Source organism: Croceicoccus naphthovorans (assembly GCF_001028705.1).
In the GTDB taxonomy this organism is placed as follows: domain Bacteria; phylum Pseudomonadota; class Alphaproteobacteria; order Sphingomonadales; family Sphingomonadaceae; genus Croceicoccus; species Croceicoccus naphthovorans.
Genome location: NZ_CP011770.1, coordinates 1,488,782 through 1,514,817 on the forward strand (window position 1 = coordinate 1,488,782; position 26,036 = coordinate 1,514,817).

Sequence of the window (26,036 nt, forward strand, 5' to 3'; positions counted from 1 at the left end):
AGGAGACCAAGGCAATGGCTGTCGAACGCGCGATCAACATGGCGCTGCGCGTGCTGGGCATCGGCGAGGTGGAGCGCGACTTCAAGCGCGTCGGTGCCGCGGGCGATCAGGCGTTCGGCAAAGTCGCCAAGGCGGCGAACGGCGCGGACAAGGAAGTCAGCGAGTACACCCGTCGGCTGCGCAACGCGGTGGCGGCGGCGAAGGGCGCGGTCGACCGCAGTCCGGAATTTCAGGCCCAGCGGGTCATGGATCCGGAGGGTTACCGACGGGATCGCAATCAGACCATCATGGCCGCCGTCGGCATGGAACAGAACGCCATGCGCGAGGGCCTTGGCGAGACGGCGGCGGCGTGGGATTCGCTTTACCAGTCCAGCGACAAGGCCGGGATGTCGATGAAGTCCGCAGCCCTTCTGGGGACGGCGGCGGCGACGGCAATCGGTGCGGCGGCAAAGTTCGTGTGGGACAGTGCACAAGCCTACATGGAGCACGAGCAGGCGGTCGACAGTTTCTATGCCACGCTTTCGCTGGGCGGGAATCGTACAGATTCCGCCGCCAGCGAAATCGAGGCGATGGCGGGTCGGGTGGTCGATGCCACCAACCAGACGGAAGAGGCTGCGCTGCAAGCGGCGGCATCGCTGGCCAAGGTGCCTGACCTGACGAAGGCCGGGTTGGACGAGGCGCTGAATGTTGCCGCGCTATTGGCAGATGCCCTGGGCACCGATGTTACCGACGTTGTCGAGGACATGCGTCCGGTGCTGGAGGCGCTGGCCAAGAAGGACATGAAGGCGCTTTACGAGGCGACCGAAGATCTGAACGATCCGCTGCGCGTTGCCATCATGAACCTTGCCGAGACCGGCAAGACTGCCGAAGCGCAGAAGGTCTATCTGGACGGTCTTCGTATGGCTGCCGGGACCGGGCCGAACGGGCTGACCACGGCGGCGAACGAGCTGTCCGACAAGTGGCGCGATCTGCTGACCGCATTTGGGGAGGACAATTCCGGCCCTGCCGTTGCAATGTTGCGCACCTTGTCCGGGTGGCTGGACACCTTCACCGAAAAGACGCGCGGTGCAATCCGCTGGTGGAAAGAATGGACGCTGGAACGCGGGGTGCGGCAGGAACAGATGGTCCTCGATTCGTGGTTCGCCAGTGATGAGCAAAGGGCAACCGCCCGTTCGAGGCAGACCCAGTTCAAGAACGGTCTGGCCCGCATGCGAGGTCAGACGGACCGGAGCGGTGGATTTCGAGATATGCGGGACGAGCCGACGTGGGCGATCAATCCCGACATCGTCGATAACACGAACGTCGCTTCGCAACTAAAGGGCCTTGAAGCCAGGTATGGCGGCTCCGCTTCGAAGGGTGGCGGCGGTGGCAGGGGGCGGTCGGGCAAGTCCGATGCGGAGCGTGAGGCCGATCGGCTGAAGCGCGAGGCGGAACAGGCACGCGAGGCGGCGGACCGGGTGATCGAATCCAACGACGACGTGATCGCCAGTTACCTGATCCGGGCGCAGGAAGCCGAGGAAAAGACCGGGCTGGAAGGCGCGGCGCTGAAGGCGGTGGAGCGCAGCCATGCCATCGAGGCAGCGGCGCGGCGTATCAACCGCGACGAGATCGAGCGCGAGGTCGCGGCGCGGCGCGCGGCGGCGCAGATGGCGGACGAGACGTTCGACGAGACGGCGGCGACGCGCGAGGCGACGGCGGCGGTGGAGGCCAAGGCCGAGCAGCTGCGCAAGCTGGCCGCGCGCGAGATCGATGCTGCTGCGGCGACGGCGGAGTTCAATCGCAAGCAGGCGGAAGCGGCGCGGATCGCCGATATGGTCAAGACGCCGCTGGAGCAGCTGACCGAAGAGATCGAGCGGGCCATCGAGGCGCTGAATGGTGGTGCGATTTCGGACGACCAGTTCAACCGTCGGATGGATCAGATGGCCGAGTCGCTGGCCGATATCCGGTATGAGGCGGACAAGTCGGCGCATGCATGGCGCGGCTATGGCGATGACGTCGGGCGCACGCTGAGCGATCTGGCGCTGAACGGCGGCAATGCGCGCGACGTGTTGCAGGAACTGATCCGCATGCCGCTGGAGCGGTTGCTGTACCAGAATTTCGAGGTGCCGGTTGCCAACTTCATCGACGGGCTGACCGGCAACAACCGCGAGAAGAACGTGGCGTCGGCGCGGGCCGACCTGCCGATCGCCGGCGATGCGGCGGCGGGATCGCTGGCGATGGTCGGCACGTCCGGCCTGCAGGCGGCGCAGGCGCTGAATGCGGTGGCGCTGGGCGCGGGCGACGACCTGTCGCAACTGGGCGCCACCGCCATCGGCACCGGCGAATCGTTGCAATCCGTCGAGGTGGGTCTGCACGATTTCGGCAATTCGCTGCTGAGCGTCATCACCATGCTGGCCAGCGGCGGTGGCGGCGGCGGGGGCCTGAGCGGATTGCTGGGCATCGGGATCAAGGCGGTTGCCGGCAGCATCGGCGGCGGCGCGGGCGCGACCGGGGCCTATGCCGGTTACGGTGACGGCACCAACATGACCGGCGGCATCATGAACTTTGCATCGGGCACCGACAGGTTGCCGATCGAACGCCCGTTCTGGGTGGGCGAGAACGGGCGCGAGCTGATGGAGCTGACCCGGGGCGGCGGCATGCGCGTGCACAGCAACCAGCAGTCGCACCGGATGCTGGGCGAAGGCGGTGGCGGCACGACGCTGGTGCAGACCATCAACATTCCGCAGGGCGCGGACCCACGCCGGACGGCAAGCGCGGTCAACCGCGCGACGCAGACCGGTCTGGCGCGCACGGCCCGCAAGGGACTGGCCGGGGGGATCGACCGATGATCGACGACGTGCGCCTGCCCGAAAACTGGTCGAAGGGGTCGAGCGGCGGTCCGGCGTTCCTGACCGATGTCGTGGCGCTGGATTCGGGCGATGAGGACCGCGAGGAACGGTGGGAGAACCCGTTGGCGCAATACGATATCGCGCACAATGTGCGCACGCCCGCCGACATCGCATCGCTGCGCGCGTTTCACCGGGCGCGGCGTGGGGCATCGCGCGGGTTCCTGCTGAAAGACTGGATCGAATATACCAGCGCGGCGGACGGCCAGACTGCGCCGACGGCCACCGATCAGCCGATCGGGACGGGCGACGGGGTGGAGACGGTCTTTGCCATCGTCAAGCGCTATGCCGACGTCGGCGGGCTGTACGACCATCCGATCCGCTGGCCGGTAACCGGCACGGTGGTGGTCGCGCTGGACGGCGTGCCGCAAGTTGGCGGGTTCACGGTGCAGCGCGGTGACGGCACGGTGACTTTTGCGGTTGCCCCCGGTGCGGGTGTGGCGGTGACCTGCGGGTACGAATTCGACGTGCCGGTGCGGTTCACCGAAGACCTGCTGTCGGTCAGCTGGGACACGATCAATTCGCGCAGCGCCGGTTCGGTGCCGCTTCAGGAAGTGCGCTGAATGGCCCGCACGCTTGATCCCCTGCTGGACGCCGCGCTGGCGCAATCGCCGCGCAAGGGGGCCGAAATCGCGATCGTCGAATCGCGCCAAGGCAACCGGCAGCGCCTGACGACCTGGGATCGTCCTCTGTCGATCGACCTTGGGCTTGGCGACGGGACGGAAACCTGCACGCCCGGCATGATGCATTCGGCGATCACGCTGGCTGCCGGGATGGATGCCAGCCATTTCGAGATGTCCGGCCCCATCGGCGGGGCCTTTACCGAAGAGCGGGTGCTGGGCGGGTACTGGCGTTCGGCGCGGGTCTGGCTGGGCTGGACATCGCCGGGGGTGGCGGATCCGCTGCCCGTCGCCGCGCTGATGGCCGGACGGGTCGGCGAATACCGGGTCGAGGGGCGACGCTGGGTTCTGGAAGTGCGCAATGCCGCCGATGGCTTCAACCAGTCGATCGGGCGGGTGCTGTCGCCATACTGCACGCACGATTACGGCGATGCCAAGTGCACGAAGGTGCGCACGCCCTATGCCTGCGAGGTGACTTATGTCGCCAGCTCGTTTTCTTTCGCGGTCGATATCGGCGGTGAGCATCCCGACGATTTCTTCGAGTTCGGCGATGTGACTTTCGATAGCGGCGCGCTGGCCGGACTGGAGGGTGAAGTGTTCCGGTTCACCGGCGATACCGCGTCGGTAGAGTTGCTGGCGCCGATGCCGGTCGCGCCGCAGGTGGGTGATACGCTGACACTCTATCGCGGATGTTCGAAGTTGCGTCTTTCCGACGATCCGACACTGCCGACCTGCCTTACCAACGAGAACGTGATCAATTTCGGTGGGCATCCGGAAGTTCCGGGCACCGAGCAATACTTCAAGATTGCATCGCCGGGAACCGGCGTGAGCCGCCGGCGGGGCACGCTGGGCGGCGACACCGGCGGGCTGACTTCGGCCCATCCGGGGGCGGCATGATCAGCGGGGCGGATATCGTGACCGCCGCGCGCGGGTGGATCGGCACGCCGTTCGCGTGGGGGCAGGCGCTGCGCGGCAAGGGTTGCGACTGCAAGGGGCTGATCGTCGGCGTGGCGCGCGAACTGGCGCTGCCCGGCGCGGACAGCATCGAGGCGCAGTTCGTCGGTTATCGCGACAGGGTCGATGCGGATCGTCTCGTCGCCGGGATGCGGCGCAATTTTGACCCTGTGAACGTCGCGCAGGACGGCGATGTCCTGTTGCTGACCGTTTCGGGCAAGCCGCAGCATCTGGCGATCTACGCCGGTGCCGGGCGGATGATTCACACATACTCGCGCGGCCCGGACTGCGTGATCGAGGTGCCGATGGCGTCGATCTGGCGGCGGGCGGTCGCCAGCGTGTGGCGCTGGAAATTCGAAGAAGGGGCAAACTGATGGCGGTCGATCCCGTCTCTCTGGCCGTGACCGCCGCGTTGATGGCGGCGCAGATGGCCATGCAGGCGAGTCAGGAAATCGAGGGTCCGCGCATGCAGGACCTGACGGCGACGGTGGCCGATTACGGCACGCCGCTGAACAACTGTTACGGGCGGCGCTGGCTGACCTGCCCGTGTTTCTATGCCGAGGATATCCGCGAGCGAAAGAAGAAGCGGAAGACCAAGGGCGGCAAGTACAACGAATACACCTATTTCGGCACCTTCGCGGTGCATATTGCCGATCATGCCATATCGGGCGTGCGCAAGATCAAGTTCGACGGGCACCTGGTCTATGACGCCACGGCATCGGGCGCGAAGATCTACAAGCTGGATGACGATTACGACCTGTCGTCGAACATGCGGATTTATTACGGTTCGGCGACGCAGGAACCCGATCCGCGCATGCTGGCCAGCACCGAGGCGAAATACGGCCCCGGCACCTGCCCGGCCTATCGGGGCCAGTCCTATCTGTTTCTGGAGGATATCCCGCTGGAAAAGGTCGGCAATCGCATGCCGATCGTTTCGGTCGAGGTCAGCCGCGCCCCCGCGCAGATGGGCGGGGAAGACGGAAACGGCGTGCCGGTCGGCAGCGGCGGCGGCGATGGCGGCGATACGGAATACATGCAGATCGGGTGGGCCTATCGCCAGTATCAACCCGAACCGAGCAACTTCCCGAGTGGGTCGAATACCGGATCCCCGACTTATATAGAAACAGCAGTTCAGGCATCGCGCTATCCGGTTCCGTGGGACGACAGCGTCTATAACGCCGGGAAGGACGCCGAATACGATGCCTTCGTAGCAGCGGCGGAGCTGCCGCTGATCAATATTTTTACGGGATACTACGCGGGCGATTTCTATGCCGCGAACGACCCGAGCTATTGGCTTGACGAAACGCAGATTGCCTATGCCATGTACTATGCGGGCTATGGGTTCGAGCAAGGCCGATACCTTGTCGACATGGAAGATCGCACGCGGGTGAATCATCCGACTCAGCTGACGATCCTGTACACGCCGGGCAGCAACTGGGCCTATGAAAAGCACCAGCATGTCGGGGTGGGTGCCTTCATTCCGGTGTACGATTCGCAGCAGGTGATCGAGATCGAAGCGCCGCCTTTGCCGTGGTTCTGGTCATCCAGCGATCCGGTGGAGGAAGCGCCGCTGCCCGAAGATGACAGCGTACCGCTGAGCGCGATCCTGATGGATATCGCGCGGCGCGTGGGCATGGTGGCGGACGACTATGATGTCTCCCAGACCGAGGCGATCATCGTTACGGGATTCAACTGGTCGCAAAGTTCCGCCAAGCAGATCGTCGGGCCGCTTCAGGATGTCTACGATTTCGATTTTCGCCCGCACGATTTCCTGCTGGAAGCGGTGCGGCGCGGTGGGGAATCGCTGGGCACCATCACTGATTTCGCGCAGGCCGACCCGCTGTACAGGTTGCCATCGCCTTCGGATACCGACCTGCCCCGGCGCATCTTTCTGAACTTTGCCGATGTCGATGCGGACCAGCAGACCAATACCGCCGTTTCGCAGCGGCGTGGGTCGGCGGTGGACGGAGTGCGCGACCTGTCGATCGACATGACCAAACTGGCGCTGAACCCGGACGAGGCGCGCCAGTTCGCCGACCGGTATCTGCGGCGCAAGTGGTTCGGCATCACGCAGGCCAGCAACTCGCTGCCCCGCCGCGACATGGGAATAGAGCCGGGCGACGTGTGGACGCCGGTGTTCGGCAATTCGGCGCTGACCATGCGCAGCACACGGGTCGTGATCCCGGCCAGCGGTGCGCTGGAAATGGAGTGGGAGGCCGACGCGCCCGAACTGGCGGTGCTGTCCGGCGCGGCCGGGGCGGGGGCCGATGGTATTCCGCCGGCGGAGATCTACACCCTGGCCGAGACCGAGGGCGCGGTTATGGACCTGCCCCTGCTGGTCGACGCGCACGATCAGACCACGCCCTTTGCCTATATCGCGGCAGGTCCGCTGGGTGACGAGGGCGCATGGCCCGGGGCCGATTTCGCGCAGAGCGATACCGGCGACGAAGACACTTTCGAACTGGAATGGGACGGCATCGACAGCCTGTACGAAGCCTATATCGGCACGGTGGGCGCAGCCTTGCCCGATGCCAAGCCGTGGAACGTCGACAATGCCAGCACGATCGAGGTCGTGCTGAATTCGGGCGAGCTGGTCAGCGCGACGCTGGACGACCTGATCGACGACGGCACGCTCAATCTGGCCCTGATCGGGGAAGAGATCGTGCAGTTTCAGACCGCGACGCTGACCGACGACCTGACCTATACGCTGAGCGGCTTTCTGCGGGGCGTGCGGGGCACGGAACGGGCGATGCCGGGCCATGTGGCCGGGGAACGCTTCGTGCTGCTGGACGCGGCGAAAAAGCACACGATGGGCGCCAGCGAGATCGGCGATACCGACAGCTATATCGCGCACACCGTGGGCCGGGGGATCAATACCGAGGATGCCTTCGACGTGGCGTTCACCGGCGCGGCGCACCGGCCCTATGCGGCGGTGCATGGCAGTACGGCGCAGAGCGGGGCGGACTGGCTGTTCGATGCGGTGCGGCGCACGCGCATCGGCGCCACCACACTGAACGGGCAGGACGTGCCGCTGGGCGAAGCGTCGGAGGCGTGGGAGCTGGACATTCTGGACGGCGGAACCGTCGTCCGCACGCTGACCGGAACAAGCCTGCCGATCACCTATGCCGAGGGGGATCAGATCACCGATTTCGGCGCGCCGCTGGGCACGGCCCCGGATGCCAGGCTCTACCAGATGAACCCGACGCTAAACCTTCGCGGCTATCCCCTGACCTTCTGAACGGACAAAGACATGACGACACCGACTTACGGGCTGATCGAATGGGCAGCCGCACAGGCATCCCCGTGGGTGCCGCACAATGCCGCGCTGCGCGCGCTGGAGGCAGTATCGCGCGGCAGCGTGCTGGACCGCGACCTGACGGCGCCGCCCGGATCGTGCAACGACGGGGCCTGTTATCTGGTTGCGGCATCGGCCACCGGCCTGTGGGCGGGGCATGACGGCAAGCTGGCCATCGCGGTGGGCACCGATGCGGCCAGCGGGTGGATTTTCCTGATCGTCGCGACAGAGGGCCAGATCCTGTGGGTCGAGGACGAAGCTGTCCGCATTGAATACGTCTCCGGTGCATGGGCGGCGCTGGTGCTGGGCAGCGGTTCGGCCAGCGGGCTCGACGTCGATACCGATGGGGCGCTTGCGGCAAACAGCGACAGCCTGATTGCCACGCAAAAGGCGGTGAAGACCTATGTCGACAACGCCGTGGCAGGGTTGTTCGATTTCAAGGGGGCGATCGATTGCTCGGCCAATCCGAACTATCCGGCGGGTGTGATCGGCGATGCGTGGCTGGTGTCGGTCGCAGGCAAGATTGGCGGGGCATCGGGCGCGGATGTCGAGGTGGGCGACGTCATCATCGCCAGCGCGGACAACGCGGGTGGAGATCAGGCAACGGTCGGCGGTGACTGGTTCATCCTGAATGTGAACATCACCGGGGGCGGTGGTGGGGGAGGCTCTGTCGCGGCAAAGGACGATGGAAGCACGGTTGTCGCTGCGGCAACTGCTTTCAATTTTACCGGCGCGGGGGTGGTGGTCACCGATGCGGGCGGTGGACAAGCGGATATCGCGATTCCCGGCGGCGGTGCGGGGTTGAAGCAGATTTCCATTCCTGCCGGGGCGATGAAGGTTCGCACGACGAACGGGGCGGCGGCGGGGTCGGTTGAGACCGCGACGAACAAGCACATGGTCGACAGCCTCGATTTCGACGCAGCGACGCAGGAATATGCGCAGTTCAGCCTTATGCTGCCGCAAAGCTGGGATGCGGGTACGCTGGCCTTTATCTTTCACTGGACGACGACCGGGACGACCGGCGACGTGATCTGGGGCGTTCAGGGCCTGTGTCGCGGCGATGGCGACGATCTCGACGGCGCATGGGGAACGGCGGTCGAAGTCACCGATACCTGTCAGGGCGCAAACAAGACGCACAAGAGCGCGACGACGGCGGCGATGACCATCGGCGGCACCCCGGCCAAGGGCAAGCGCGTGGCGTTGCAGTTCTATCGCAAGGCGGCGGATGGCGGCGATACGCTGACGGTCGATGCGAAGCTGCAGGAAGTGACCGTGATCTACAACACCGACGCGGCGACCGACGCATGAGTTATGCGATGATGGGCCCGCTGGCGGTGCGGCGGCGGGGGAGCGGTCAAACCATGCAGTTCGTCGGTCGGCAGTCCTACACATGGGGGCCGGGCGGATCGCAGGCGTTCAACCTCAACAGCCTGACCGGGGGCGAGGCCAGTCCTTCGACGATCAAGGCAGGCGACACGATCATCTGCGTCTATGCGATGTCGTTCGAAAACACGCTTGTACCTAACGGCATGAACGACAACCCCGGCTTTTACGGACTGACGTGGGACCAGCGAACGTCTGGAGGCGGCAGCGCGACCAGTGTCCTGCAAATTCTTTATCAGATGGAGCCACTGGTCGATGGAGCGGTCACGGGTTCTTTCTTCGCTGCTGTAGCACCGGGCGGGTGCGTTGCGCACTTCTATGTGTTCCGCAATCTGCATCCGAGACGCCTGAGTGTTTCGCAGGTTGGGAGCCTCGATCCTGCGGCGATCACATTGCCCACGACCCCTGCGCTTGCTCTTATCGGCGTTTCCGGCGTGCATACGTCGGGCACAGCGTCCTTCAGCGGATTTGGCGATGCGACGGATACCGTGCAGGGCAATTACGATGGCTCCACCCGCGACGTTCTTTCGGGCGTAGGCCTCAAGCGCAATATCGTCGCATCCCCGTATGACCCGACAGCTTGGACCGCCTCGGCTTTGAGTGCATACCGCGATGCGACAGTTTTGGGCTTCAAGGAAAAAGTCGCCACCAGCGATGCCTTTCGTAAGGTGCCAATCTTGATCACCGGGGGGGCGGCAACAGGCAACGAGGCGCTGAATTACGGTTGGGCTGGTACGGATTCTTATGGCACGGCCAAGACCACGACGGCGGTAACGCTGATGGGCGCGAACGCGATTTCGTTCAACGGCTCGCAGAGCGTCGAACTGGATCGCAGTCTACCGGAGGCGTGGTTCCACCCATCGATCGTCATGCGCGATCACGACTGGACGCTGGAAGGAGCGGTGAGGTTTAACAGCACTGCCGACCCGATCATTCTTGTTCGAAATTACGACAAGACGAACGAGCTGATGTTCTCGTTTTTGAAAAATACCGGACAACTTATATTTGTCTCCACGACCGATGGAACGGTTGCAACGCAAAATGTCGTCCAAGGTACGTGGACCCCATCAACGGGCGTCGATTATTTTGTCCGCGCGACCTGCGATTATCCGACTGTCCGACTGTTTGCGGGGCCGGTTGGTGGGACCGCTACGCTAATCGCCAAAAACACGTTATCCGGCCCGGTTTACCAAGGCACTGGCACGACAGTTATGGGGCGGGTTCTGGGTGGCGGTGCTGGCCTGAACGGTTACATGGGCGAATGGCGGTTCTCGCATGAGGCCCTGAATACGACCGACGACAGTTTCACCGCGCCGTCAACGCCGTGGCCGAGGACTTGATGGCAGATCAGAACTTTGACGAAAGCGATCGATATGCTTCAAAGCATAGCTTTCCGGCCTCAGCGAGCAATTTTGGATATTCGCCAAAGGGGGTTACTGCCTTACCGGACCTGATTTTGTACGGTGTGCGGTGAAATCTACGCTTGTTTGTAGACATCATCGGCGTCCAATATCGGCAGCCTTCAAAATAGTAGTGAGTGACTTGGCTTTGCCGCGAGCGAGACCGGTCAATTATAGGATTACCACCGTGCAAAAGGTTGGCGGACCAGATCAAGGCCTGCCCTTTCCGCAAATGCGCTTCCAACGGTTTCATTCCTTCGCATAGCTTCCGAATTGCCGGTTCGTAGTGCTCAGAGTAAAGTTTATAGCCGCCTTTACCCCATTTCGAGACGCCAAGATCGTCCATCGTCAGGTGCGGCATGGTGTGCGAGCCGGGATAATAATGCAGCGGCCCGTTTTCGGCGTCGGTGTCCTCCAGCGCGACCCAAACGCCAGCCATGAAGTCTTTCGGAAGACTGCTGAAATGGATCGTGTCGGAGTGCGTTAGTTGCTGGGTGCCGACGGGGAAATTGAGAGTTTGAAAGGCAAACGGTTCTCGCCCGTATAGCAGGGCCAACACGCGTTCGACCTCAGTGTTGAGCGCCAGTTCCTTGACGGCGGGCACCGTTTTCCAAGCGTCCTGAATTCGGGTGGGGTCGCTACCGTATTTGACGCCCTCGATAATCCGGTCGGGCAGGTCGGCGATGTCGAGGTCGATGACAGCGTAGCCCTTCGTTCGAAATTCATCGAACAACGGGCGATCCGCCGCAGGGATAGACGAAGTGTCGGGATCGTCTTGGAGAAATAAAGGGACTGTCTGCATGGTTACTCAGCCATCGGAATCGCGCGCAATCTCTGACCGAACATCCTGAACATCAAGTAAAAACGGGGTCATGAAATGAAGGGCAGGTTGCTTGCCCTCGTCGGCGCGGGTGCGCTGGCGGGGGTTTTTGTCGTGGGGCGGGCGGTTCGGCGGCGGATCGTGGCGCGGCGCATTGCGCAGGCGGCGTTGAAGCGGATTCAATCCGGGGTGCGGGTGTGAACGATCTGGTCGATACCTGGGCCGACGTGATGCGGTGGTGGTCCCCCGGTGGCGCTTTGCTGGCGATATGGCCCTTGTCCTTCTGGCTGCGCGTGCAGGTGCGCCGTTATCTTGACGAGGGCAATCGCACCGTGGCCGTCTCGCTTTTGACGCTGATCTTCGCCGGGTCGGCTCTGGTCGCTTTTCTGCTGTTCGCGCTGTTGGCCGGCACGGTCATCCCGTTCACCAGTCGGTTGACCGGTTTCGGCCAGGACGATCACGTATTCCGTTCGATCATGGCGGCGGCGTGGACACTGGTGGCGCTGGGCGCGTGGATGTCCGCCGTGGCCCTGCGTCGATCGCGCAGGCTGGTCGCCGCGTCGTCTTTCTTCTGGTTGCTTGCGGTGGTCTTCGGCGTATCCGCAACGGCGAGCTGATCCGGTGGTCGTGCCTGAAGCTGGCGTCAAGTACGGTCCGGCGATGATCGTCGCGGTGCTTGGCGCGGTAAACCCCGTTTTCGCCGCGATCGCGTTCGGCATGGTTGCCGGGTGGCTGGCGCTGGCCGCGGTTCTTTACGACGAGGGCAAGACGTTGCCCGAGATCCGGCGCAAGCTGATCGTATCGCTGGGCGTTGGAAGCGTGGGATCGCTTTTCGCGATGTGGATGGTGCGCGTCACCAACGCCGACCCGCTGGTTGCCGCCATGATCGCCGCGAGCATCGCGTTCGGCGGCGTGCGGCTGATCAAGCGGCTGTTGAACCTTGGCGCCAAGGCCGTGGTCTGGGCCGCCGAACACGCGATGAGCGATGTGGCGGCGGCGCGGCGGCGCGAGATGAGCGATCAGGCGCAGGTCGACGCGCTGATGGCCGATCACACGGTTTACCCGGTGGACGGGACGAAGCCGCCCGAGGCGGTGCTGACGGACGACAAGTCCGAGGATTGATCAGCCCGCCATATGGCGGGTTTTTTCGTGGAGAACTGAGAATGACCGAAGCACGGCTTTCGGAGCGTACCCTGCTGGAAATCGCAGATCACGAAGGGGTGGTGCTGGAAGCATACCTCGACAGCGTTGGCGTGTGGACGTGGGGCATCGGCGTGACCGACGATAGCGGGCACAAGGTGGGCCGCTATGTCGACAATCCTTCGACGCTGGAACGGGCGCTGGAAGTCTATGAATGGCTGTTGCGCACGAAGTATCAGCCTGACGTGCTTGCCGCCTTCAAGGGAATCGCTCTGAAGGAACACCAGCTGGCCGCTGCCCTGTCGTTCCACTGGAATACCGGCGCTATCCGCGAGGCGCATTGGGTCCAGTTGTTCTGCAAGGGCGACGTTGCCGGTGCTCGCAAGGCTATCATGAACTGGTCGACCCCCCGCGAGATCATCGGGCGGCGCAAGTGCGAGCGCGACCTGTTCTTCGATGGGCGCTGGTCGAGCGATGGCGACGTGCTGGTCTATCAGGTGCGCAAGCCCGGTTATCAGCCGGTTAAGCCGAAGCCGATGGATCTGCGGCTTGCCGTGCGCGGTGCGTTGGAGCGGGCGGCGTGACCTGGCTGTCCCGCCAACTGATCCGGTTCCTGCTGGCTCTTGTCGTACTCGCCCTGTTCGGCGGGGCGGTAATCGTCATGAGCTTTTTCGTGGTGCCGGAGCAGAACCGCGAAGTGGTGGTGCAGCTGATCGGCGGCATCAACTCGCTCGCGGGCATGGTGATCGGTTTCTACTTCGGCCGTGCCGACAATCCCAACGAAGTGAAAGTGACCAACGATCCGGCGCATCCCGTGCCGGTCGACCAAGGAGAATGAGGTGAGCGCCCACTTTGATGTGAGAAAGGATTCTGATGTCATTCGGCGTGCGTCTCGCGCCTTTGTCGATCAGTTTCTCGACGATGTGATGCCGGACCTGCGGTTGGCTGCGCGCGGCTGTGGCTATGCCCTTGCCCTGCATGGATCGATGGCGCGCGACATCGACCTGATAGCGATCCCTTGGTCCGAACGCGCGGACGATCCCGATTTCCTGCTGAACCGACTGTGCGGCGTCCTCTCCGGCAAGGTTGGCAGGGCGCTCTGCGAAAAGGCTTGGACCGACAAGCCGCACGGTCGCCGCGCAAACACCATCATCCTGCCCGGCATGTGCCCTGAGATTGATTTCAGCGTCATGCCACGAATTGAAAGCAAAGGAGAATGAAGATGCTCTTGTTGATGTTGCTCATCGCCGCCTTGGCGGTGTTCCTGTATCCAATTTTCGCACGTCATCATGGCTGGCTGTCGGCTTCCTTGCCTTTGCCGCGACGACGACCCGCGCTGGCATTCGCGGCGGCATTGCTGACGGTGCCGATGCTGACGGCGTGCGAGACGATTCCCGCATCCCCCGGTTCTGCCGCCGATACCACGGTGCTGGACGAACAGGCCGCCTATGGCGTCGAACTGGCCTATGCCGCAGCCCGAACCGCCGCAGAGGTCGGCGTGAAAGCCGGGTTCATCAAGGGCGAGACGGCGGTGAAAGTCGCGTCTGCCGACCAGAAGGCCTACGCCGCCGTCCTGTTGGCGCGGGCCGCTTACGACACTGGCAACGCCGATACCTACGAAACCGCCCTGATCGATGCGCGTGCGGCGATTGCCGCCTTGCTGACGCTTGCCAATGGAGACCCGGCATGAAGTTCACAGTCGAAGACCTGATCCGCCTGCTGATGATGGTCGGTCCGATCATCGCCCAGACGAAGGAATTCATCGAGCGATTCGAGCTGCTGATCAGCGCGCAGGGTCCGGAAGACCAGGCGAAACTGCGTGAAGCGCGCGAAGTGCTGATCGTCGAGAACGACGCGGGCCACGACCGTCTGCAAGCTATGCTGGCCGAAGCGGCGGACACCGGCGGGGAATGATCCGCGCGGGGTTGATCCTTGCCGCCATCGTGCTCGCCCTTGTCGGGGCGCTCTGGGCAACCGGGCACCTCGACGTGGGCGGGCGCAAGGCCAGCGAGGCGGAGATCGCGACCGGTCAGGCCGATGCCGCGATCAAAAGCGGCGCGGATGCCGCGAACACGTCGGCGGACAACGAGCGTGCCGACGCCCAGACGGACAAGGACGTCGAAGATGCGAAGACCAAGATCGATGCGGCTTCTGCTCGCCGCGACCCTGTCGGTTCCGGCCGCGCTGCTCGCGACGGGCTGTGTCGGGCTGACCCCGATTATTGCGAGTGACACCGGCTGTTCGGCGCTGGTGGCCGATAGCCTGATCGCGCCGGTTCCGGGCACGAAGGCGCCGGAAAAGGTGGAGTACCCGGACGAGGTGATCTTTGCAGGGTCGCCGCTGGACTATGCCAATGCCATGATCGATGCTCTGATCCTCGACAAAGCCGGGTGGGAGAAGTTCGGCGTTGAACAGACCGGGCAGTTGAAGAAGGCCAACCGCGACAAGGCGGACATCGTCAAGACGGTGGGCGACTGCGAAGCGCGGGACCGGGCGGCGGTGCGCAATGCGCAGCCGCGGTTCAAGATTTTCTGAACACGTCCGCACGGCCATAGGCCGGAGCGGGGGTGCCGTGCGCTAACACGGCAACCGACGAGTGAACCCTCGTCACGCGCGGCAGGCCTTGCCGCTAACGCCCCGCGCCCGTGCACCGGGCGGGGCCGTCCTAAGGTAAAAATCGAGATGGAGCTACTGCCCGAACGTTGTAATCCCGTCCGTCCGGCCGCGCCCTATATCGGCGGCAAGAAAAATCTGGCCAAGCGGCTTGCGCGGATGATCGATGCGCATCCGTGCGGGACCTATGCCGAGCCGTTCGTTGGCATGGGCGGAGTCTTCCTGCGCCGGACCCGTCGGGCCGAGGCGGAGATCATTAACGATATCAGCGAAGATGTGGCCACGTTCTTCCGGATCCTGCAGCGCCACTACATCGCATTCATGGATATGCTGCGCTTCCAGTTGACGACGCGAAGTGGATTCGAGCGGCTGTTAAAAGTCGATCCGTCCACACTGACCGATCTGGAGCGTGCGGCGCGGTTCCTCTATCTCCAGCGACTGGCGTTCGGTGGGAAAGTCAGCGGGCGCAGCTTCGGCGTTATGGTCGAGCGTCCGGCGAGGTTCGACGTGACCAAGCTGGCATCGCAGCTGGAAGAGCTGCACGAACGATTGGCGAGCGTGGTGATCGAACGACTGCCGTTCGCGGAGTTCATCGCGCGGTACGACAGCGCCGGCACGCTGTTCTATCTGGATCCGCCTTATTTCGGTTCGGAGACAGACTACGGCAAAGACGTCTTCTCGCGCGATGACTTCGCAGTACTCGCCGATCGGCTTGCGTCGATCGAGGGGCGCTTCATTCTTTCCATCAACGATGCGCCACAGGTTCGCGAGATCTTCGCCGCCTTCCCGTTCGACGTGGTCGAGACGACCTATACGATCAGTCAGGGCGATGCGCAGAAAGTGGGCGAGTTGATCATCCGAAGCCCCGATGGATGATCCTGATGCCTTGCCGATGTTCCGTGAATGTTCCATCTGCGACGCATGGGCCGGATATCACTGGATTCGATCAGCGACTTCGCGCGGCGGGGCTATGACGTCAAAGTGACGTGCATGGCCTGCCGCAACGTGACGGTCTGGAATGCGCTTCAGCTGATGCTGGAACTGCACAAGCGGCGGCGATCATTGCAGGTCGATGCGGCGGAGCGGAGTATGGTGTGCCGGAACTGCGGCGCAAAGGACGCTGCGATTATGCCGGTGGAAACAAGCATTTAGCTGCGCCTAGACCCTGATCCGCCGCAAGGTACGGTCAAGACCAGAGCGTTCCTCCGCTACCATTCCTTGATCCGGAAGCTTCCACTAGCTTCCGCATTTTTCCAAAAATCGAAAGAAAAGCAGAGGGTTGCGGGTGATTCGCGTCCGCATGCGCCCATGGTCTTCCACATGCAGCCAGATTTGGTGTGGGGGTATTTTGGGGGTATTTTCGCGGAGTATCGGAAAGGAGCGATACCCCCAATGCCTCTCACGGAGATTCAGGCCCGAAATTCCAAGCCACGCGAGCGCGCCTACAAGCTGGCCGACGGGGAGGGCCTCTTCCTGTTCGTCCAGCCGAACGGGTCAAAGTTGTGGCGGATGAAGTACCGCTTCGCGGGCAAGGAGAAGTTGCTTTCGTTCGGCGCTTACCCAGAGCTCGGGATAGCTGCCGCGCGCGACAAGCGCACAGCCGCAAAGGCGTTGCTCGCTGAAGGCAAGGATCCAATGAGATCCAAGGGCGAAGTGATCTCGCAGGAGGGAGCCACCTTCTTCGAGATCGCAAAACGATGGCATGAAAATCGAAAGAGCGCGTTGAATGCCGCGCACGCCGAACGCGTCTGGTCGCGCATGGAAAGAGACGTCTTTCCAGCCATCGGCGAGAAACTCGTGAATGAAATCTCGGCACCCGACGTCCTGGCAATGATCCGCAAGATCGAAGCAAGAGGCGCGCTCGATATTAGCCGGCGTGCGAAACAAGGGGTGGGGCAAGTCTTCCAGTTCGCAATCGCGTGTGGTCTGGCCTCGAACGATCCGACGACACATTTGCGCGGGGCTCTAAAGCCGCGACCAAGAGTGAAGCATATGAGCCGGCTGCCGCTCAGCGAGTTGCCCGCATTCATCGAGAAGCTGCATGCCTACCAGGAAGAGGGCGAACGACGGTCCGCGATCACCCGTGACGCAGTTCTCTTTGCGCTCCTGACTTGGGTTCGAACCAAGGAACTGCGTTTCGCCGCCAAATCCGAGTTTGAAGACTTGGGCGGCAAATCACCTGTTTGGCGCATACCAGCCGAGCGAATGAAGATGGGACGAGAGCATTTGGTGCCCCTCTCGCAGCAGGCAACGCAGATCGCGAAATCTATGATAGCAGCAGCGCCTGGCGAGTTTCTCTTCCCGGGTAATGGCCCAAACAAGCCGCTTTCAGAGAACACAATGATCTACGCGCTCTATCGCCTCGGATACCACAGTCGCCAAACCGTACACGGCTTCCGGGGCTTGGCGAGCACCTGGGCCAATGAGCAGTTGGTCGAGTTCGGCAAGCCGCCCATGTGGATCAGGAAATACCATGAGGATTGGGTCGAACTACAGCTCGCGCATTCGGAGAAAAACGACGTGCGTGGAGCTTACAATGCCGCTGAATACTTGGCTCCTCGGCGCCGGATGCTGCAGGACTGGGCTGACTATCTGAGCGGCGGGAAGGTGATCGACATCAAGAAGGCAGGGAAGCGCGCAGCCTGATAATTATGGCTTCGATCAGACCGGTCCAATCCAGTCTGCGCGCAAACGATCTCGACCTGCGACAACCCCCTCGACAATCACCGCTGATCCGACGAATTCGCATTCGGGTTCTTCGCTCTCGATGATCCAGACGACTTCGTCTGTCGTGGTCAGGAACATCCCGCGTCTACCGCGGCTTAAAATTCCCGAGACGCGTATTCGACCCGCGCTCACAACACCCCCCGTTTAAAAACGCCAATGGCGCAGCACTTCGCGCACATAGGCCGGCGTCTCGCCATTGCGAGGAATACCGCCTGCGCGCTCGACGGCACCTGGACCTGCGTTGTAGGCAGCGAGGGCTAGATGAACTACCCCGAACTTGTCCAGCATCTGGCGTAGGTATCGGGCCGCACCCAAGATGTTCGCCTTGGGATCGAAGCGATTTGAAACGCCAAGGTCCCGCGCTGTCCCTGGCATCAATTGCCCCAAACCTGCGGCCCCGGCCTTGCTGATGGCCATCGGATTATATCGTGATTCCGTCCATACAAGAGCGTCGAGAAGGCCGCTTGGTAGCGAGTATTGAGCCTCAGCAGCGTAAACATGAGGAAGGTAGCTTGCCCGACGGAATCCCGATGGCGCGCTGCCTTGGGGCTTTGGATATCGATAGGGCAGATAGTTTCGACCCGTATCGGTAGCCGGCGGCTCGGACGAGACCGTTGGAGGCTTTCTCCAAATGCCATGTTCGACGAGAAGGAAGCCATCAGTCCCTTCTGCAACGCGGAAGCCGTCGGTCGTCAACTCCGAGGCAACGGTCATCTGAGGGGGCTCCATCTCCTGCGCGTGAGCGGGGAGGACGGACCCAAGTCCTGTCGTTGCCCCTGCAACTACTGCCCATTTCAGTCTCATTCCCGAATCCTTTGGTGTCGAATCGGGAAAGAACATATATAGAACATCCGATGTAGGAAAATGAAACGTCAGCGACGCAGAGCGGAGGCTGCGCGGGTGGAGGCACGTTACGATGGAGATGCCCCCATGCACCAACACCGATCATCCCAATTCCAAGGTCTGCAACTGGAAAACCGCGCGCGCAAGATAGTCGAGCAGCTGGGCGGTGCCTGGTCGCGTTCGCGCGGAATGTGCTGCTGCCCGGCCCACGACGATCGCACTCCTTCGCTAAGCATCACACTCGGAAAGCGCGCAATTCTTGTTCATTGCTTTGCCGGCTGCACGAACGAGGCGGTGATAGAAGCCATGGCCGGGCTCGGAATACGAATTGCGGACCTGTTCGATGGCACGAGTGGTCCGATCGTGGCCGAACCGCGCGAGGAAGTCGCCAATCGCAATGCGCTGAGGCTCTGGCGTGAGGCGTCGACCATCGCTGGCAGCCCCGCCGAGAAGTACCTCGTGTCCAGAGGCATCACGATTTCTTCGCCGGAGCTGCGTTTCCACCCGCATATGCCGCTGGGGCCAATGGGTGCTGTCCGGTTTCTACCCGCGATGGTGGCGGCTGTGCGCAATGATGCCGGAATTCTGGCGCTGCACCGCTCCTTCCTTGACCTCGACAAAACCAGCTTGGCTTCTTTCGATCAGCCCAGGCGTGCGTTAGGCAGCCCCGGTTCTGGGGCGGTGCGTTTCGCGTACCCGAATGGGGGACGCCTTGGCCTCGCAGAGGGAAACGAAACGGCCCTCTCAGCGATGCAAATGTTCAAGGTTCCCTGCTGGGCGACGCTAGGAAACGAACGCTTCGGCTTGGCCACAATCCCGGAATCGGTGCACCAGCTGTATCTCTTTGTCGACAATGATGCGGGCGGGCACCTTGCTGAAGAGCGTGCGCGAGAGGCCTACGCTTGCGAAGGGCGGCTGATTGTCACCAGGCGTCCGGAGCTAACCGGCGACGACTGGAATGATGTGCTCATGCGCTCAGTCCGAGCTACGGTCTGAATGTCGGTGAGAGGAAAGCGGGCTTGGGGCCTTGTGAGGCCCCCGGGCGGATCCATCCGAACGGACACCCGGACAAACCCAGGGCCTCTTCAGGAGGTCTCTCATGTCACACGCAAATACCGCTTTCGCATTCTCCGATCCCGCCGAGCCGCAAGTGCTGGCAGCCGCGAGGGCGCTGGCCGCGCGGCTCGCTGCAGATCAAGCAATTTCACGGCTCACTGTGAATGCAACAATGGCCGATCACTTCGGCGGTAGCGACGCCGAAGGACGCTGGTCCATACGCGATGCCCATGCTGCACTTGAATTGGCGCAGGTGTTGTTCCTGGCGCAGGCAACTGAATTCTCACCTGCAATGTCATCCAGCTTTGCCGATGAGGCTTTCACGCGCCTTGAAGGTCTGGTCCCGACCCAGTCCAACCGGAGCGATGAGCAGATCGAGTGGCAACAATTCGCGACGCCGCCCCGTCTGGCCTGGATGGCTGCAAAGGCATGCGCGATTTCTGCCAATGAACTGGTTCTCGAGCCGTCGGCCGGGACCGGGATGCTGGGCGTATGGGCGGCAAAGGCAGCTGCGCGTCTTGCTCTCAACGAGATTTCGCCGCTGCGCCGCGAATGTCTGGGCGCTGTGTTTCCGGAAGCGACAGTCACCGGATTTGACGCGGAACTGATCGACGAACTTCTCACGCCCGACGTGGGTCCGAGCGTGGTGCTGATGAACCCGCCCTATTCACACGGTATCGAGAGGGGCCACGATGGCCGCACTGGCAACCGGCACTTGCGTTCTGCCTGGAAGCGCCTTCTGCCCGGTGGCCGCCTGGTCGCAGTGATGCCAGAATGGTTCGAGCTTCCGAAGTTCCTTGCCGGGATCGCTGGTCCCGTCTCGTTGCGTCTCAACGCGACGATCGAGCGCGGTTTCATCAAGCAAGGCACCTCAATCTCAACCCGGCTCCTGATTCTCGACAAGGCTGAGGATGGTACCAGCCCGATCATCGCCCAGCCGGCAAACTTTGCCGAGCTTCATCTGCTGATCGATATGCTCCCTGACCGGGTAAGCCTGCCCGCGGGACCCAGCATTGGCATCAAGCCAGCATTGCCACTTCGGCTGGTTGCGAACAGGACGAAGCCGGTTCCACTTAAGGTCCATCCAGCCGCTGCGGCGCCGTCGATCCTGCCGCTTGATTTTACTCCGCTCGAAGCACCTGCGCCTATCGAAAGTCAGGTTGGGCATTATTTGCCTTACCGACCGAGCCGGATCTCGATTGCAGATGCGGTCCCGCATCCGACCCCGCTGGTCGAATCCGTTGCGATGGGTTCGATAACCGCACCCGTGCCCGAAGTGGTGCCTCAGCTTCCTTCGAGCGTCATTGCTGGAGGCGCCTTATCCGCTGCGCAGGCCGAGACCCTGATCTATGCCGCAAGCGCGCATGCCCGCGATCTGCCGGGACGGTTTGAGCCCGACGACAAGGGCTGCGCCTTGAAGGCGAGCGCCGAGGGGCACGCCTACCGCATGGGCTACTTTCTTGGTGACGGAACTGGCGCAGGTAAAGGCAGACAAGTCGCTTCCGTCATCCTCGACCGGTGGGTGAGGGGCGAACGGCGCCACATCTGGATTTCCAAGAACGAAGCTTTGCTCGAAGATGCCCGCCGCGACTGGAGCGCGCTCGGCGGCCTTCCCATCGACGTCCAGCCCCTTGGCCAATGGAAGCTCGGTGTCCCGATCGGGATGCGCGAGGGCATACTCTTCGTGACTTATCCGACACTCCGTTCGGGTCGAAGCGACGCGACCCGGCTCGATCAGATTCTCGAATGGGCAGGGGAGGACTTCGACGGGCTCATCGTCTTCGACGAAGCCCATGCGATGGCCAACGCCGCAGGCGGGGAGGGCTCACGTGGTAAGGTCAAAGGATCGGAACAGGGCATTGCCGGTGTTCGCATCCAGAATCTGTTGCCGCGCGCCCGAGTGCTCTACGCATCGGCGACCGGGGCATCCGACGTCAATAATCTCGCCTATGCCACCCGTCTTGGCCTGTGGGGTCCCGAGACGGCTTTTGCCAATCGTGAAGCCTTCGTCGCAGACATCCGCGATGGCGGTATCGCTGCAATGGAACTGGTCGCGCGCGATCTGAAGGCACTCGGACTGTACGCGGCGAGGGCACTTTCATTCGCCGGAGTTGAGTACGAGATTCTCGAGCATTGCCTGACCCCCGACCAGGTAGCGGTTTATGACGCCTATGCAGACGCCTGGGCAATCATTCATGCCAACCTGCGCGAAGCTCTCGAGGCAACGCGGATCGTCGACACTGACAGTGGCGAGACACTCAATTCAGGTGCCAAATCGGCTGCGTTTTCGGTGTTTGAAGGCACCAAGCAGCGCTTCTTCGCGCAGCTCCTTTTATCCATGAAGCTGCCGAGCCTGCTGCCTGCGATTGATACGGCACTTGTCGACGGCAACGCTGTTGTAGTGCAACTCGTCTCGACCGCCGAAGCCATGCTCAACCGCCGCCTTGCTGATCTCTCCGATGCGGAACGTGAAGCACTCGAAATCGATCTCTCCCCCCGTGAATACGTGTAATGTTGAGCTCAGCATTACACGTATTCTTTGCAGTCGCAGTTTATGTCGAGCGTCGCAGCCGGAGGCGCGGGATTGCGTCGGTTCGTCATGATTTTACTCCAGATAATTGTGCGGTTGGGGCAGCGTGGCCGAAGGCTATGCCCGCTTGCGGACGTCGTTGAGCATGGCGATCAGAGTGTCTGACGGCGGCTTGAAGCGTCCAGGGCTGATTTCCGGCCCGCCATGCGCAGCCAAAATCCGCAGCTTCTCCTCTGAATCGGCGCGCAGATATGTTTCGGTGCTCTGGATGCTGGCATGTCCAAGCCATAGTGCGACCTTGCGAATATCGCCTGTCGCTGCGAGCGTGTGCATCGCGCAGGAATGACGCAATACATGCGGCGTGACTCGTTTGCGCAGCAACGACGGCTGCTTCTTTGCTGCCGCGTTGACATGTTTGGCGAGACGGAATGCGAAGCCATCGCGGGTGATGGGCTGCCCGTTCGCGTTGAGAAATACCTCGGCGACCTCAGTCTCAGGACGGATGACAAGCCATGCGCGGAGTGCGGACTGGGTCTCTTTCCATAGCGGCAAGACCCGCTCGCGACGGCCTTTACCCATGATGTGGACCGTCGAGAGCGATCGATCCGGGAAATCGCGCAGTTGCAGCGACACGAGTTCCGATACCCGAAGCCCCGCTGCATAGGTCAAGTGCAGCATAGCGCGATCGCGCGTACCGAGCCGTGTCCGAGGATCGGGCGCGTCGAGTAATGCCTTGATCTCGGCCCGGTCGAGATAATCGATCAGCGTCTTGTCTGCCTTCTTGCTGGGGATCGATCGAACCCGAAGCGCCTGGTCAAGACACGCCGGAACCCGATACTCGATGTACCGGAAGAAGGATCTGATCGCAGCGAGCCTGCCATTGCGGGTCCGCACACAGCTGCCGCGCTCGACCTCGACATGGCCGAGAAAGGCCATGATCATGTCGGTGCCGAAATCCTCGATCTCGAGATCGGTCGGTCGACGCTTCAGCCGATCGGATGCGAACCGGACCAGCAGGACGAAGCAGTTGGCATAGGTCTTCACCGTATGCGGGCTTACGGCGCGTTCCCGCGGCAGATGTTCGCGCAGGAAGGCTGTGAGATGGGGAGCAAGCGCCGTCATGCCGCTTCTCCCAGATACAGATCCTCGCTCGCGGCAGCGATGTCGCGCAGCAGCACTGGCGTGGCTTCGAGATACCAGTAGGTGTTGGCGACCGAGGTGTGACCGAGATAGACACTGAGCGCGGCCATGTGATGCGTCACGGCGTCCCGGTCCGGCGAGCAGGACTCGAGCGAGCGTACGGCGAAGGTATGCCGCAAATCGTGAAGCCGCATACCTGCAGTCCCGGTTGGTCCACGATATCCGAGCTGTCGCGCCAGCCTGACGAACACGACGTGGGCGCGGACCTTATGGGGTGCTCTTCCCCGGATCGTCACGAACAGATCGTTGCCCGTGGCACCGAGCCTTGCCCGGGTTGCGAGATAGGCCTCGAGAGCCTGACGGATTGATGGCTGCAAGGCGATTAGGCGCTGCTTGCCGAACTTGCCGTCGCGGACGATCAGACCGTCTTCGACCAGATCGTCGCACTGTAGTGCTAGAGCTTCGGAAATCCTCAGACCGGTCGCCGCCAGCAGACCGAACAGGTAATGATAGGTGAAGGGACTGATCATGCCCTTGGGCGGAAGATCGAGCGCCGCCTTCATGATCGCCCGGACCTGTTCCGGTTGGATGATGTGCGGCGTTGGTCGCGGACGCTTCCCCCGGCCAAACACACCGGCGGGCGGAACCTGGTTGGCTGGATCCTCGGCATGGGCAAACAAGCAGAAGTTGCGCACGAAAGTGAAGCCGGTCCGCGCGGTGTTCTGCGAAGTCGTCGCTCGGCACCAGTCGTAGATGCGGTCGATACGGGTGTGGCTGTCTCCGAAGCCAGTCGCGTAGGTGCCGAACTTGCGAAGCAGGCGCTCCTGCTCGAAAAATTTGCGACCGAGGCTGCGATGCAAAGCGACGTACCGCGAAATCTGTGCGTTTATCATGACAGGTCTCCGGGCCAGGGTTGTGCGATCTTCAAGAGCATCGGCAGATCGGTCTTGGCGTAAATGGCGGTGGTCTCGGGCGAGCTGTGGCGCAGGATGGTCCCGATGGACTCCAGGCCTGCACCAGAGCGCAGCATGTTGGTTGCAAGCGAATGCCGGAATATGTGCGATCCGGTCGGCAGACCTTCGATCCCGCCGCGCTCGAGTGTGCGTGCAACGATGCCGGCGATCTCGGCTGACGAACTGAATGGCCGGAACGGGGCTTGCGAACGCAAGAACAGGTGCGCTTCGATGGCCGTCGGGCGGGCCGCAGCAAGATATGCCAAGATCGCGTCGCCAACACCCTGTGGCAATGGCAAACGATCCGGTCGACGCGTCTTGCCCTTGACCTTCAGATGGCCGGATCGCCAATCGATATCGTCGAGACGCATATCCCGAATATCTCCTGCTCGCAGGCCAAGTCTGGCAAGCAGGAGAATGATCGCCTTATCCCGAACTTCCACCGGCCGACCTGTCGGGCAGGCTGCAATGATCCTCTCGATCGTTGCCGGGTCGATGTAGCGCGGCAATGCCGAAAGCCGGTATCTCCGTACGGAAGGCATTGCGTGCAGCAGCGCTGGGCGGCATTGGCCTCGGCCAATAAGAAACCGAAGATAGCTCCTCATGATCGTGGCGAGCAGCGAAGCCGATCCCGGGATCTCCTTGCTGCGACGCTCGAACGCATCTCGCAGAGTGGCAGCATCCCATTGTGCCGGCGCGCCGAGCATGGGCATCAGCCGCTCAATCTCTGCCCGGTATCGCCGGATCGTCTCGTCGGTCACGCCTCGATCCTGCCTGAGCCAACCGACATATGCCGCGACCTGCGGATCTTCGACCACCTTCACCGCGACCGGAGCGATGGCGCGCCGATCACGAAGAAACTCAACGAAGTGCCGTGTGCAACGCCGCCGTCGCTTCCTGCCGGAAGTGGTCAGCTTGCCGCGCTTGCGGAAAACCGGGCACCGACAATCGTGATCGGCATACTGTTTGGTGACCGTGTCATCGACATCGGTCCATGGACATCGCGATACCCGCAGCCAGGCCGCGAAGTGCTCCGCCTCTGAACGGTAGGCTTGCGCCACCCCCTTCGCGAGTTGGAGGCCATCGATCATATGCGAATAGTCAGCAAGATGACGCCCGAGATCGTAAATCCCATCGGCTACGTCGATGTAACCCTGGTCTTCGAGAAACCGGACAAAGCGCCTGACACGCGCCGCAAGATCGGCCTTGTAGGCTGTCGCTTGCGCTGAATACCTTGGGCACCGGCATCGATGCTGCTCAAAACGGCGCACGATGCGATCATCAACCGTCCCGAGCGCAATCCCGCGTAGTCCCAGCCAACACAGAAAATGGCGGATCGCTGCGCTGTACAGGACCGCACAGGCTGTTCCCTCTTCAACCGACAGAGAGGAGAGGAATGCACTGAATAGGGCGTTAGTACTGGGCGGCTCTCCAACCCTGCTTGGTGCAGGCTGAAACGACACAAATGATCTTGTTGGCATGGTGGTTCCTTCGACATGTTGAGGTCGAAGGACCGGTAATTATCTGGAGTAAAATCATGACGAACCGACGCAATCCCGCGCCTCCGGCTGCGACGCTCGACATAAACTGCGACTGCAAAGAATACGTGGTCGATTACCTCACCAAAAGCTTCCCGGTTCGGTTGATGGCCGTGTTTACGGACGAGAATGGCAATGC

General features: G+C 62.3%; 28 protein-coding genes. 22 read left to right on the plus strand and 6 right to left on the minus strand.

Going from position 1 to position 26,036, the window contains the following annotated elements; translation table 11 throughout:
• The first annotated feature begins 14 nt into the window (after window positions 1–14).
• Genes AB433_RS07590 through AB433_RS07620 form a run of 7 tightly spaced genes read left to right on the plus strand, consistent with a single transcriptional unit; the run spans window position 15 to window position 10,477 of the window.
• The gene (locus AB433_RS07590) at window positions 15–2,828 is read left to right on the plus strand and encodes a phage tail length tape measure family protein (RefSeq protein WP_047820563.1); all 2,814 of its coding nucleotides are present in this window, start codon (window positions 15–17) and stop codon (window positions 2,826–2,828) included.
• Window positions 2,825–3,448 carry a DUF2460 domain-containing protein gene (locus AB433_RS07595; protein ID WP_047820564.1) on the plus strand — a complete coding sequence of 208 codons (624 nt, stop codon included), beginning with the start codon at window positions 2,825–2,827 and terminating at the stop codon, window positions 3,446–3,448. The genes AB433_RS07590 and AB433_RS07595 overlap by 4 nt, the downstream gene beginning before the upstream one ends.
• The gene (locus AB433_RS07600) at window positions 3,449–4,402 is read left to right on the plus strand and encodes a DUF2163 domain-containing protein (RefSeq protein ID WP_047820565.1); all 954 of its coding nucleotides are present in this window, start codon (window positions 3,449–3,451) and stop codon (window positions 4,400–4,402) included.
• On the plus strand, window positions 4,399–4,833 hold the full coding sequence (locus AB433_RS19430) for an NlpC/P60 family protein (RefSeq protein WP_053059046.1): 435 nt from the start codon (window positions 4,399–4,401) through the stop codon (window positions 4,831–4,833). Before AB433_RS07600 ends, AB433_RS19430 begins: the two co-directional genes overlap by 4 nt.
• The gene (locus AB433_RS07610) at window positions 4,833–7,697 is read left to right on the plus strand and encodes a phage tail protein (RefSeq protein WP_047820566.1); all 2,865 of its coding nucleotides are present in this window, start codon (window positions 4,833–4,835) and stop codon (window positions 7,695–7,697) included. Before AB433_RS19430 ends, AB433_RS07610 begins: the two co-directional genes overlap by 1 nt.
• A gap of 12 nt (window positions 7,698–7,709) precedes the next feature.
• Window positions 7,710–9,062, plus strand: coding sequence for a DUF2793 domain-containing protein (locus tag AB433_RS19435; protein WP_053059047.1), 1,353 nt, complete (start codon window positions 7,710–7,712; stop codon window positions 9,060–9,062).
• An 11-nt stretch (window positions 9,063–9,073) separates the two neighbouring features.
• A complete protein-coding gene (locus tag AB433_RS07620; RefSeq protein WP_156170732.1) occupies window positions 9,074–10,477 on the plus strand; it encodes a hypothetical protein in 1,404 nt (467 codons plus the stop codon).
• Between the two features lie 7 nt (window positions 10,478–10,484).
• On the opposite strand, the gene AB433_RS07625 is transcribed toward AB433_RS07620, so the two are convergent.
• Window positions 10,485–11,339: a phytanoyl-CoA dioxygenase family protein gene (locus tag AB433_RS07625; protein WP_053059048.1), complete on the minus strand. Its 855-nt coding sequence runs from the start codon at window positions 11,337–11,339 to the stop codon at window positions 10,485–10,487.
• A 75-nt stretch (window positions 11,340–11,414) separates the two neighbouring features.
• Here AB433_RS07625 and AB433_RS20455 point away from each other — a divergent pair, with 75 nt between their 5' ends.
• The 13 genes from AB433_RS20455 (at window position 11,415) to AB433_RS07690 (ending at window position 17,756) form a co-directional block, all read left to right on the plus strand.
• A complete protein-coding gene (locus tag AB433_RS20455) occupies window positions 11,415–11,558 on the plus strand; it encodes a hypothetical protein (protein ID WP_156170733.1) in 144 nt (47 codons plus the stop codon).
• On the plus strand, window positions 11,555–11,974 hold the full coding sequence (locus AB433_RS07635) for a hypothetical protein (RefSeq protein WP_047820569.1): 420 nt from the start codon (window positions 11,555–11,557) through the stop codon (window positions 11,972–11,974). Before AB433_RS20455 ends, AB433_RS07635 begins: the two co-directional genes overlap by 4 nt.
• Before the next feature lie 10 nt (window positions 11,975–11,984).
• The gene (locus tag AB433_RS07640) at window positions 11,985–12,479 is read left to right on the plus strand and encodes a hypothetical protein (protein WP_156170734.1); all 495 of its coding nucleotides are present in this window, start codon (window positions 11,985–11,987) and stop codon (window positions 12,477–12,479) included.
• 41 nt (window positions 12,480–12,520) lie between these two features.
• A complete protein-coding gene (locus tag AB433_RS19440; protein WP_053059049.1) occupies window positions 12,521–13,081 on the plus strand; it encodes a lysozyme in 561 nt (186 codons plus the stop codon).
• The gene (locus AB433_RS07650) at window positions 13,078–13,335 is read left to right on the plus strand and encodes a hypothetical protein (RefSeq protein WP_047820571.1); all 258 of its coding nucleotides are present in this window, start codon (window positions 13,078–13,080) and stop codon (window positions 13,333–13,335) included. Before AB433_RS19440 ends, AB433_RS07650 begins: the two co-directional genes overlap by 4 nt.
• 148 nt (window positions 13,336–13,483) lie before the next feature.
• Window positions 13,484–13,717: a hypothetical protein gene (locus AB433_RS21000; RefSeq protein ID WP_156170735.1), complete on the plus strand. Its 234-nt coding sequence runs from the start codon at window positions 13,484–13,486 to the stop codon at window positions 13,715–13,717.
• Window positions 13,714–14,187 (plus strand): hypothetical protein, encoded by a 474-nt coding sequence (locus tag AB433_RS07660; protein ID WP_047820573.1) that lies wholly within the window; start codon window positions 13,714–13,716, stop codon window positions 14,185–14,187. The genes AB433_RS21000 and AB433_RS07660 overlap by 4 nt, the downstream gene beginning before the upstream one ends.
• A complete protein-coding gene (locus tag AB433_RS07665) occupies window positions 14,184–14,411 on the plus strand; it encodes a hypothetical protein (protein ID WP_047820574.1) in 228 nt (75 codons plus the stop codon). Before AB433_RS07660 ends, AB433_RS07665 begins: the two co-directional genes overlap by 4 nt.
• The gene (locus tag AB433_RS07670) at window positions 14,408–14,728 is read left to right on the plus strand and encodes a hypothetical protein (protein WP_047820575.1); all 321 of its coding nucleotides are present in this window, start codon (window positions 14,408–14,410) and stop codon (window positions 14,726–14,728) included. Before AB433_RS07665 ends, AB433_RS07670 begins: the two co-directional genes overlap by 4 nt.
• On the plus strand, window positions 14,640–15,032 hold the full coding sequence (locus AB433_RS07675) for a hypothetical protein (RefSeq protein ID WP_156170737.1): 393 nt from the start codon (window positions 14,640–14,642) through the stop codon (window positions 15,030–15,032). Before AB433_RS07670 ends, AB433_RS07675 begins: the two co-directional genes overlap by 89 nt.
• 147 nt (window positions 15,033–15,179) lie before the next feature.
• Complete coding sequence (locus AB433_RS07680) at window positions 15,180–15,986, plus strand: DNA adenine methylase (protein ID WP_047820577.1); 807 nt, start codon at window positions 15,180–15,182, stop codon at window positions 15,984–15,986.
• Between the two features lie 45 nt (window positions 15,987–16,031).
• On the plus strand, window positions 16,032–16,262 hold the full coding sequence (locus tag AB433_RS07685) for a hypothetical protein (RefSeq protein WP_047820578.1): 231 nt from the start codon (window positions 16,032–16,034) through the stop codon (window positions 16,260–16,262).
• 240 nt (window positions 16,263–16,502) lie between these two features.
• Complete coding sequence (locus AB433_RS07690) at window positions 16,503–17,756, plus strand: tyrosine-type recombinase/integrase (protein WP_047823582.1); 1,254 nt, start codon at window positions 16,503–16,505, stop codon at window positions 17,754–17,756.
• Between the two features lie 15 nt (window positions 17,757–17,771).
• Here AB433_RS07690 and AB433_RS20795 read toward each other — a convergent pair whose 3' ends face one another.
• Both AB433_RS20795 and AB433_RS07700 read right to left on the minus strand, forming a co-directional pair.
• The gene (locus tag AB433_RS20795; protein ID WP_046902796.1) at window positions 17,772–17,969 is read right to left on the minus strand and encodes a DUF5818 domain-containing protein; all 198 of its coding nucleotides are present in this window, start codon (window positions 17,967–17,969) and stop codon (window positions 17,772–17,774) included.
• Between the two features lie 12 nt (window positions 17,970–17,981).
• Window positions 17,982–18,641, minus strand: coding sequence for a lytic transglycosylase domain-containing protein (locus AB433_RS07700; protein WP_047823585.1), 660 nt, complete (start codon window positions 18,639–18,641; stop codon window positions 17,982–17,984).
• Window positions 18,642–18,767: 126 nt separating this feature from the next.
• On the opposite strand from AB433_RS07700, the gene AB433_RS07705 reads away from it, so the two are divergent.
• Together AB433_RS07705 and AB433_RS07710 are read left to right on the plus strand one after the other, a co-directional pair.
• Window positions 18,768–19,676: a DUF7146 domain-containing protein gene (locus tag AB433_RS07705; RefSeq protein ID WP_047823587.1), complete on the plus strand. Its 909-nt coding sequence runs from the start codon at window positions 18,768–18,770 to the stop codon at window positions 19,674–19,676.
• Between the two features lie 103 nt (window positions 19,677–19,779).
• Entirely contained in the window at window positions 19,780–22,248 is a 2,469-nt protein-coding gene (locus tag AB433_RS07710; RefSeq protein ID WP_047820579.1) for a strawberry notch family protein, read from the plus strand.
• Window positions 22,249–22,383: 135 nt separating this feature from the next.
• On the opposite strand, the gene AB433_RS07715 is transcribed toward AB433_RS07710, so the two are convergent.
• From AB433_RS07715 to AB433_RS21645, 3 genes are read right to left on the minus strand one after another with little or no spacing between them, the layout of a single operon-like run.
• Entirely contained in the window at window positions 22,384–23,388 is a 1,005-nt protein-coding gene (locus tag AB433_RS07715) for a tyrosine-type recombinase/integrase (RefSeq protein ID WP_007015829.1), read from the minus strand.
• Window positions 23,385–24,299: a tyrosine-type recombinase/integrase gene (locus AB433_RS07720; protein ID WP_006832488.1), complete on the minus strand. Its 915-nt coding sequence runs from the start codon at window positions 24,297–24,299 to the stop codon at window positions 23,385–23,387. Before AB433_RS07720 ends, AB433_RS07715 begins: the two co-directional genes overlap by 4 nt.
• Window positions 24,296–25,072: a tyrosine-type recombinase/integrase gene (locus tag AB433_RS21645; RefSeq protein WP_342670041.1), complete on the minus strand. Its 777-nt coding sequence runs from the start codon at window positions 25,070–25,072 to the stop codon at window positions 24,296–24,298. The genes AB433_RS07720 and AB433_RS21645 overlap by 4 nt, the downstream gene beginning before the upstream one ends.
• Window positions 25,073–26,036 lie beyond the last annotated feature (964 nt).

Bases quoted from the DNA above. Each gene is read 5' to 3' on its own strand.
- AB433_RS07590 (WP_047820563.1), top strand. From the start codon at position 15: ATGGCTGTCGAACGCGCGATCAACATGGCGCTGCGCGTGCTGGGCATC.
- AB433_RS07595 (WP_047820564.1), top strand. From the start codon at position 2,825: ATGATCGACGACGTGCGCCTGCCCGAAAACTGGTCGAAGGGGTCGAGC.
- AB433_RS07600 (WP_047820565.1), top strand. From the start codon at position 3,449: ATGGCCCGCACGCTTGATCCCCTGCTGGACGCCGCGCTGGCGCAATCG.
- AB433_RS19430 (WP_053059046.1), top strand. From the start codon at position 4,399: ATGATCAGCGGGGCGGATATCGTGACCGCCGCGCGCGGGTGGATCGGC.
- AB433_RS07610 (WP_047820566.1), top strand. From the start codon at position 4,833: ATGGCGGTCGATCCCGTCTCTCTGGCCGTGACCGCCGCGTTGATGGCG.
- AB433_RS19435 (WP_053059047.1), top strand. From the start codon at position 7,710: ATGACGACACCGACTTACGGGCTGATCGAATGGGCAGCCGCACAGGCA.
- AB433_RS07620 (WP_156170732.1), top strand. From the start codon at position 9,074: ATGGGCCCGCTGGCGGTGCGGCGGCGGGGGAGCGGTCAAACCATGCAG.
- AB433_RS07625 (WP_053059048.1), bottom strand. From the start codon at position 11,339: ATGCAGACAGTCCCTTTATTTCTCCAAGACGATCCCGACACTTCGTCT.
- AB433_RS20455 (WP_156170733.1), top strand. From the start codon at position 11,415: ATGAAGGGCAGGTTGCTTGCCCTCGTCGGCGCGGGTGCGCTGGCGGGG.
- AB433_RS19440 (WP_053059049.1), top strand. From the start codon at position 12,521: ATGACCGAAGCACGGCTTTCGGAGCGTACCCTGCTGGAAATCGCAGAT.
- AB433_RS21000 (WP_156170735.1), top strand. From the start codon at position 13,484: ATGGCGCGCGACATCGACCTGATAGCGATCCCTTGGTCCGAACGCGCG.
- AB433_RS07660 (WP_047820573.1), top strand. From the start codon at position 13,714: ATGAAGATGCTCTTGTTGATGTTGCTCATCGCCGCCTTGGCGGTGTTC.
- AB433_RS07665 (WP_047820574.1), top strand. From the start codon at position 14,184: ATGAAGTTCACAGTCGAAGACCTGATCCGCCTGCTGATGATGGTCGGT.
- AB433_RS07670 (WP_047820575.1), top strand. From the start codon at position 14,408: ATGATCCGCGCGGGGTTGATCCTTGCCGCCATCGTGCTCGCCCTTGTC.
- AB433_RS07675 (WP_156170737.1), top strand. From the start codon at position 14,640: ATGCGGCTTCTGCTCGCCGCGACCCTGTCGGTTCCGGCCGCGCTGCTC.
- AB433_RS07680 (WP_047820577.1), top strand. From the start codon at position 15,180: ATGGAGCTACTGCCCGAACGTTGTAATCCCGTCCGTCCGGCCGCGCCC.
- AB433_RS07685 (WP_047820578.1), top strand. From the start codon at position 16,032: ATGGGCCGGATATCACTGGATTCGATCAGCGACTTCGCGCGGCGGGGC.
- AB433_RS07690 (WP_047823582.1), top strand. From the start codon at position 16,503: ATGCCTCTCACGGAGATTCAGGCCCGAAATTCCAAGCCACGCGAGCGC.
- AB433_RS07700 (WP_047823585.1), bottom strand. From the start codon at position 18,641: ATGAGACTGAAATGGGCAGTAGTTGCAGGGGCAACGACAGGACTTGGG.
- AB433_RS07705 (WP_047823587.1), top strand. From the start codon at position 18,768: ATGCACCAACACCGATCATCCCAATTCCAAGGTCTGCAACTGGAAAAC.
- AB433_RS07710 (WP_047820579.1), top strand. From the start codon at position 19,780: ATGTCACACGCAAATACCGCTTTCGCATTCTCCGATCCCGCCGAGCCG.
- AB433_RS07715 (WP_007015829.1), bottom strand. From the start codon at position 23,388: ATGACGGCGCTTGCTCCCCATCTCACAGCCTTCCTGCGCGAACATCTG.
- AB433_RS07720 (WP_006832488.1), bottom strand. From the start codon at position 24,299: ATGATAAACGCACAGATTTCGCGGTACGTCGCTTTGCATCGCAGCCTC.
- AB433_RS21645 (WP_342670041.1), bottom strand. From the start codon at position 25,072: ATGCCCATGCTCGGCGCGCCGGCACAATGGGATGCTGCCACTCTGCGA.